Genomic DNA, 5,303 nt, shown 5'->3' with positions numbered 1-5,303 from the left:
TCCATAGAGTCGAATGGCCTCTTTGACATCCTTATGTACGCCTCTGCCCTTCTGATAGCAGAATGCCAGGTTGTTCTTGGCCTCAATATTCCCCTGGGCAGAAGCCATCTCATACCAGCTGACAGCCTCTTTGATATTACGGACAACCCCCTGTCCGTATTCATAACAGTAACCAATCTCACTCTGTGCCTTGGCATGACCGCCGAATGCTGCCATCTGACACCACTTGGCCGCCTCTGTGATATTTCTTCTGACACCAATGCCCCTGTCATAGCAGACACTCAATTGATACTGGGCTTCCGTATGCCCCTGGCTGGCCGCCTGTCTCAGGCACTTAAATGCTTTAACGCCGTCTTCTCTTGTGGTGCCATTCTCAAGGATCCGCATACCCTCAGCAAATAAAGCATCTCTTGTGGTCAATTCTTCGACTGCTTTAGCCGGTTCACTCTGCTGAGACTGATCTGGCTGTTCTTCGGCAATCTTTTCGTTTACTATTTCCGGTTCTTTTTCTGCAGCCTTTGATTCTGTCGCCGAATCTGCATTGAATTTAATAACTTTCGGTTCTGAAGAAGCCATTGCTTTTTTCAGTTCATCTACAGATTTGGCCTCTACAACTTCCGGCTTGGATTCAACAGTTTTTATTTCAACAACCGCTGTATTTTCTCCCTTTGCTGCTGTTGTTATAGTTTCTGTATTCTTTGATTCATTCTTAATTACCGCCGCCTCTGTTTCAGCATCTGCTGCTTTCAGGCTCAGCATCTGGTACTTGTACTTAAACAATGCATGCAGCACATCCAGCTGAACATCCACCTCTGAGGCCATCTGTGCCCCATCCAGATGGAAAAGCATCGTATCCAGTTCATGCTTCAGCGTGTAATTCATAATTTTCCGATAACTCTTGGAAGTGTGTGCCGCCGGTGTCCAGAAATGAAGGACACACAAACTGCCTGCCACCCTTTCCTCGCTTCCGTTGCCGTGATAAACTTTCACACCTGTCTTCTCAATATCTTCAATAATTTTCTGCACATATTCATAATCTTCATATGCGTAATTTATATATATATATCTTTCCATTTCGTACTCCTTTGTGAAATGTCGAAATTTCCCGATGATAATCATACCATAAACAGCCGCGAAAATCCACAGCAATCCAAAAACTGGCGGTGTGAAATTACAGTTTTCAATTGACATCCACACAGGTTATCGTTATGATGTTCATACAGGAGGTGCGTATTTATGTTCCGTTTATGGGGAAAAACATTTCTTCACAATCGTATGACCAATGATCTGGTCGTCTGCAACGATTCCGAAGAATCCCGAACAACCAAAATATTTCGGGCTGTTACAGAAATTTGCCAGACCTTTGACCTTTCCGAACCCATCTGGCTTGATATAAATATTCGTGACTTCAAACGTCACAGCAAAACCAGATTCACACAGGATAATTTCATTGACAGTATTGACTTTGATTACCTGGAAATACAGGTCATTGAAGAGGATTAAAAATACCACACATAAGCAAAATGGGATTTGAAAGAAGCCTATATTATCACTCTTTTCAAATCCCATTATTAAAATTCTAGTAACTGTTCAGAGCCAACCTCCAAAATGCTACGCATTTCATCGGTGTGGCGTATCCGCCAAATAAAATTTCAAAAACAGCCTTAAAAATGCAAGCATTTTATACCTGTTTTTGAAATTTTGCTTGGCTCTGAACAGTTACAAATTCTATATGTTTATGACGAATTATTCCGCAGCATCAATCATCATGCCGGCTTTCATCATGCCATTATCAAACGCCACAACAAAACGTCCTGCATTCGCTTCAACAATCTTTCTTGCATTGTCAAAACTGTTGTCACCGGTAGCGGCCTTGACCGCTTCTTCCGTCTTATCCGGAGCAACGGTAATCTTCACAATGTAAACCACCTTGCCGTCCTGACGATAAACTTCCACGTATGCACGCTCATTGTCTGCTGAGAAACGCTCAATCTGCGTAAAGATATCTGTAATAATCATCTTCAGACTGTTTCTGTCGATATCAATAATCACCGGTTTCTCCGGCGCACGCACTGTGACGCCGACACCTCTGGCCTTGAGTGCTGCTCTGAATTCCTTACGGACATCCTTGTTGAGCTGTACAAAATTCACTCTGCCGTCATCTGCTGCTTCCATAATTGGCTGTTTTGCTGTCGGCTGTTCTTTCACCGGTTTCACAGGTGCCATATTCACAACTGTTTCTTCAGCAGGTCTTACCGTCTGTGCTGTCTGAACCGGCTGTGCCTGTGGACGCGGCTGAATCTCAGGTGTCAGTCCTGATTCTCTGATAGCTTTCTCTACATCCTCAACAGAAAGAACTTCTGTCTTTCCGTCTGTTACATCCACAACATTAGATGCCACATAGCCAGTCATTCCTTCGGTCATGTCATCCTGCACATTCAGTACCGTCCGCTCACTGAGAATATCTGCAGATGTATTCTGTCTCTTCTGGGTCTGACTGCGCTCTGCTTCCGCAATCGCCTTGCCAAGATCCATTGCTTCCCAATCCATCGGTTCATCATTCGCCGGTGTATTCTGCACACGCTCAGTCTCCTGAACCTGTGTATTCTTTCTTCCAGGTGCTGCTGCAATTCGGACATCATCTTCTTCATCAACCGGTTCCTGTTCTGTCTCTTCCTCGACTTCGTCATCTTCATCATCACTGCCGCCACTATGTACAAGCAATGCAAGCAATTCTATGATAAAGATAACAGGCGCTGCAATAAACATAACCGGAATACCCTTAACTGTATACTGACGCATGAAGATAACACCATAAATCAATCCACCGTTAATAACAACCAGGATCACTACACCAACAATCACATTCAATGGAGACGGCAGCTTGCCAATACCGCGGCTGATACCGCCCACAATCGTTCCGATAATGGAACATCTGAGAAGACGTCCGGCTTTGATACGTCTGACAATACTGAAATAGGAACGGATCACCCATCCATAAGTCACAATTGCCAGTGCTGCTGCACCATAATGATACAGATCCCCATCCATCTTCATCAGCTTGCGAACACCAATGCCCAGGGCAATTGCCACTGCAATCATCACCACCAGTGCAATCTCTGTAAAGACTCTGTCCCACCATGTCAGACAAACACCGTCGTAGCCACGCTTCATACCTGTTGACATAATACAGAAAATGAGACAAATGACAAAAATGACGGCTGCTATGATGCCAACAAATCTTGCAGCACCAAAATATTCACCCATTTTCTCGAATGACAGCTCTGCCTTGTAAAATGAATCCGGCTGTGCCAGGGTATTATCGACAGCTGAATATATAATATACTTATTGCTGGTCTCCGAAAGGACCTTGGTCCATGCATCCTTGTTCAGAAGCTTGCCTGCAATCGGGCTCTGAATGCTGGTCTGGCCATCCGCATTGGAAATAGCCACATAGTGATTGCTTCCTTCAATACGATCCTTCGCATCGTCACCGCTGGCAGCAATACGATACTTGTCACTGTCCAGAATCATAAATGAGAAGTTCGTATCCTTGCCCATATAATTCTCAACAAGCGTTGTCAGCAGTTCTTCATTGCCTGCCTGGGTCACAGAAGGATCTGCCTCCATTGCCTGTACCAGTTGCAAAAGCTGATCCATACTCTTGTTATATTCATCTGCAAAACTTGCACTGTCAAAGAAATCTGTGCTGTAGCTGCCGCCGGCATAACGATCATTCACATATTCATAAGCGATATAGGCTGACACAAGTGCCACCAGACACGATACCATCAGCAGAAAACGCATGATCACCTTCAGCGGAAGGCTCTTTACAGCTGACCATTCTTCATCCACAGCAACCTCTGCTGTATCATCATCTCCGGTCTGATCATTATCTGAAACAGTATTCAAATCTTCTACATCATCCCAGAAATCATTCTTTTTCTTTCTAGCCATTCTGTCCTTCTCCTTATCTAAAACTTGGTATTCCATAATGATTTATTTTACACCATTCATGGCTCTGAATCAATAGCTTTTCTAATTAAGCTCTTTATGGCAGAGAATTCTCAGCATATTCTCTACCAATGATTTTTCTTCCAAAAGCAGCCCCTGACCTTTGAAGCCATTCATATTTACAAGGAAATACGGATTCTTTGCTGTTGCCTTAAACTGGATCCTTCTGCCGTACTCAGCCAGAAAATCCGGAATAGCCGCAACGTCCACGTCTGCACGCTCATGCATATAGATCCTGGTCTCTTTTTCCTTATGCACCAACTGAACAACACCGGCTGCATGGGCCTCTGCACGGATCAACGCCACAAGAAGCAGATTGGCCGCCGGTTTCGGCAATTCCCCGAAACGATCGATCAGCTCATCCAACATCTCACCATATTCATCCGCATTCTGTATCGACGCAATTCGCTTATACATATCCAGCTTCTGAAATTCATTTTTAATGTAGGCAGATGGGATAAAAGCATCAATATCAATATCAACAGATGTCTCGAAGTCTTCCTGAATCTTTTCGCCCTTCGCCTCCATCACAGCCTGGTTAAGCATCTTGCAGTACAGATCATATCCTACAGCCTCCATATGTCCACTCTGCCGTTCACCAAGCAGATTACCTGCACCTCTGATCTCCAGATCCCTCATTGCGATCCGGTATCCCGAACCCAATTCCGTAAATTCTCTGATTGCCGATAAACGCTTCTCTGCCACTTCCTTCAGCATTTTGTCACGTTTGTACATGAGGAAAGCATAGGATGTCCTGTTGGATCGTCCGACACGCCCTCTCAGCTGATAAAGCTGTGAAAGTCCAAGTTTATCCGCATCGTGAATGATCATTGTATTGACATTGGAAATATCAAGCCCTGTCTCAATAATCGTGGTTGAGACAAGCACATCGATTTCCCCGTTAATAAACTGATACATAATTTTCTCCAGCTCACGCTCACTCATTTGTCCATGGGCATAGGCCACTGAAGCATCCGGCACAAGTTCTGACAATCCCGCAGCGATTTCATCAATACCATTGACTCTGTTATACACATAGTACACCTGACCGCCTCTGGCCAGTTCTCTCATGATAGCCTCCCGGATCAATTCATCATTATATTCCATCACATAAGTCTGAATCGGCTGACGATCCACCGGTGCTTCCTCCAGCAGACTCATATCCCGAATACCGATCAGGCTCATATGCATCGTTCGCGGAATCGGAGTGGCCGTCAATGTCAATACATCCACATTCTCTTTGATTTTCTTGATCTTCTCCTTGTGGGTAACACCAAATCGCTGCTCTT

General features: G+C 44.6%; 4 protein-coding genes. 1 reads left to right on the top strand and 3 read right to left on the bottom strand.

Annotation, left to right across the window (positions count from 1 at the left end; genetic code table 11):
* Positions 1–1,074: tetratricopeptide repeat protein (locus tag WMO25_RS14375; RefSeq protein WP_435384317.1), on the bottom strand; the 1,074-nt coding region annotated here is incomplete at its 3' end.
* A gap of 162 nt (positions 1,075–1,236) precedes the next feature.
* Here WMO25_RS14375 and WMO25_RS14370 point away from each other — a divergent pair.
* A complete protein-coding gene (locus WMO25_RS14370; RefSeq protein ID WP_349085871.1) occupies positions 1,237–1,503 on the top strand; it encodes a hypothetical protein in 267 nt (88 codons plus the stop codon).
* 243 nt (positions 1,504–1,746) lie between these two features.
* Here WMO25_RS14370 and WMO25_RS14365 read toward each other — a convergent pair whose 3' ends face one another.
* Both WMO25_RS14365 and WMO25_RS14360 read right to left on the bottom strand, forming a co-directional pair.
* Complete coding sequence (locus WMO25_RS14365) at positions 1,747–3,957, bottom strand: ATP-binding protein (protein WP_349085870.1); 2,211 nt, start codon at positions 3,955–3,957, stop codon at positions 1,747–1,749.
* 81 nt (positions 3,958–4,038) lie between these two features.
* Positions 4,039–5,303, bottom strand: a 1,265-nt coding sequence (locus tag WMO25_RS14360) for a TRCF domain-containing protein (protein ID WP_349085869.1), incomplete at its 5' end; no start/stop codon positions are given.

This window comes from Coprococcus intestinihominis, assembly GCF_040096555.1.
Lineage (GTDB): Bacteria > Bacillota > Clostridia > Lachnospirales > Lachnospiraceae > Coprococcus_A > Coprococcus_A intestinihominis.
Note: the sequence above shows the minus strand (reverse complement) of the source record. Positions and strands in the feature narration are given on the sequence as shown.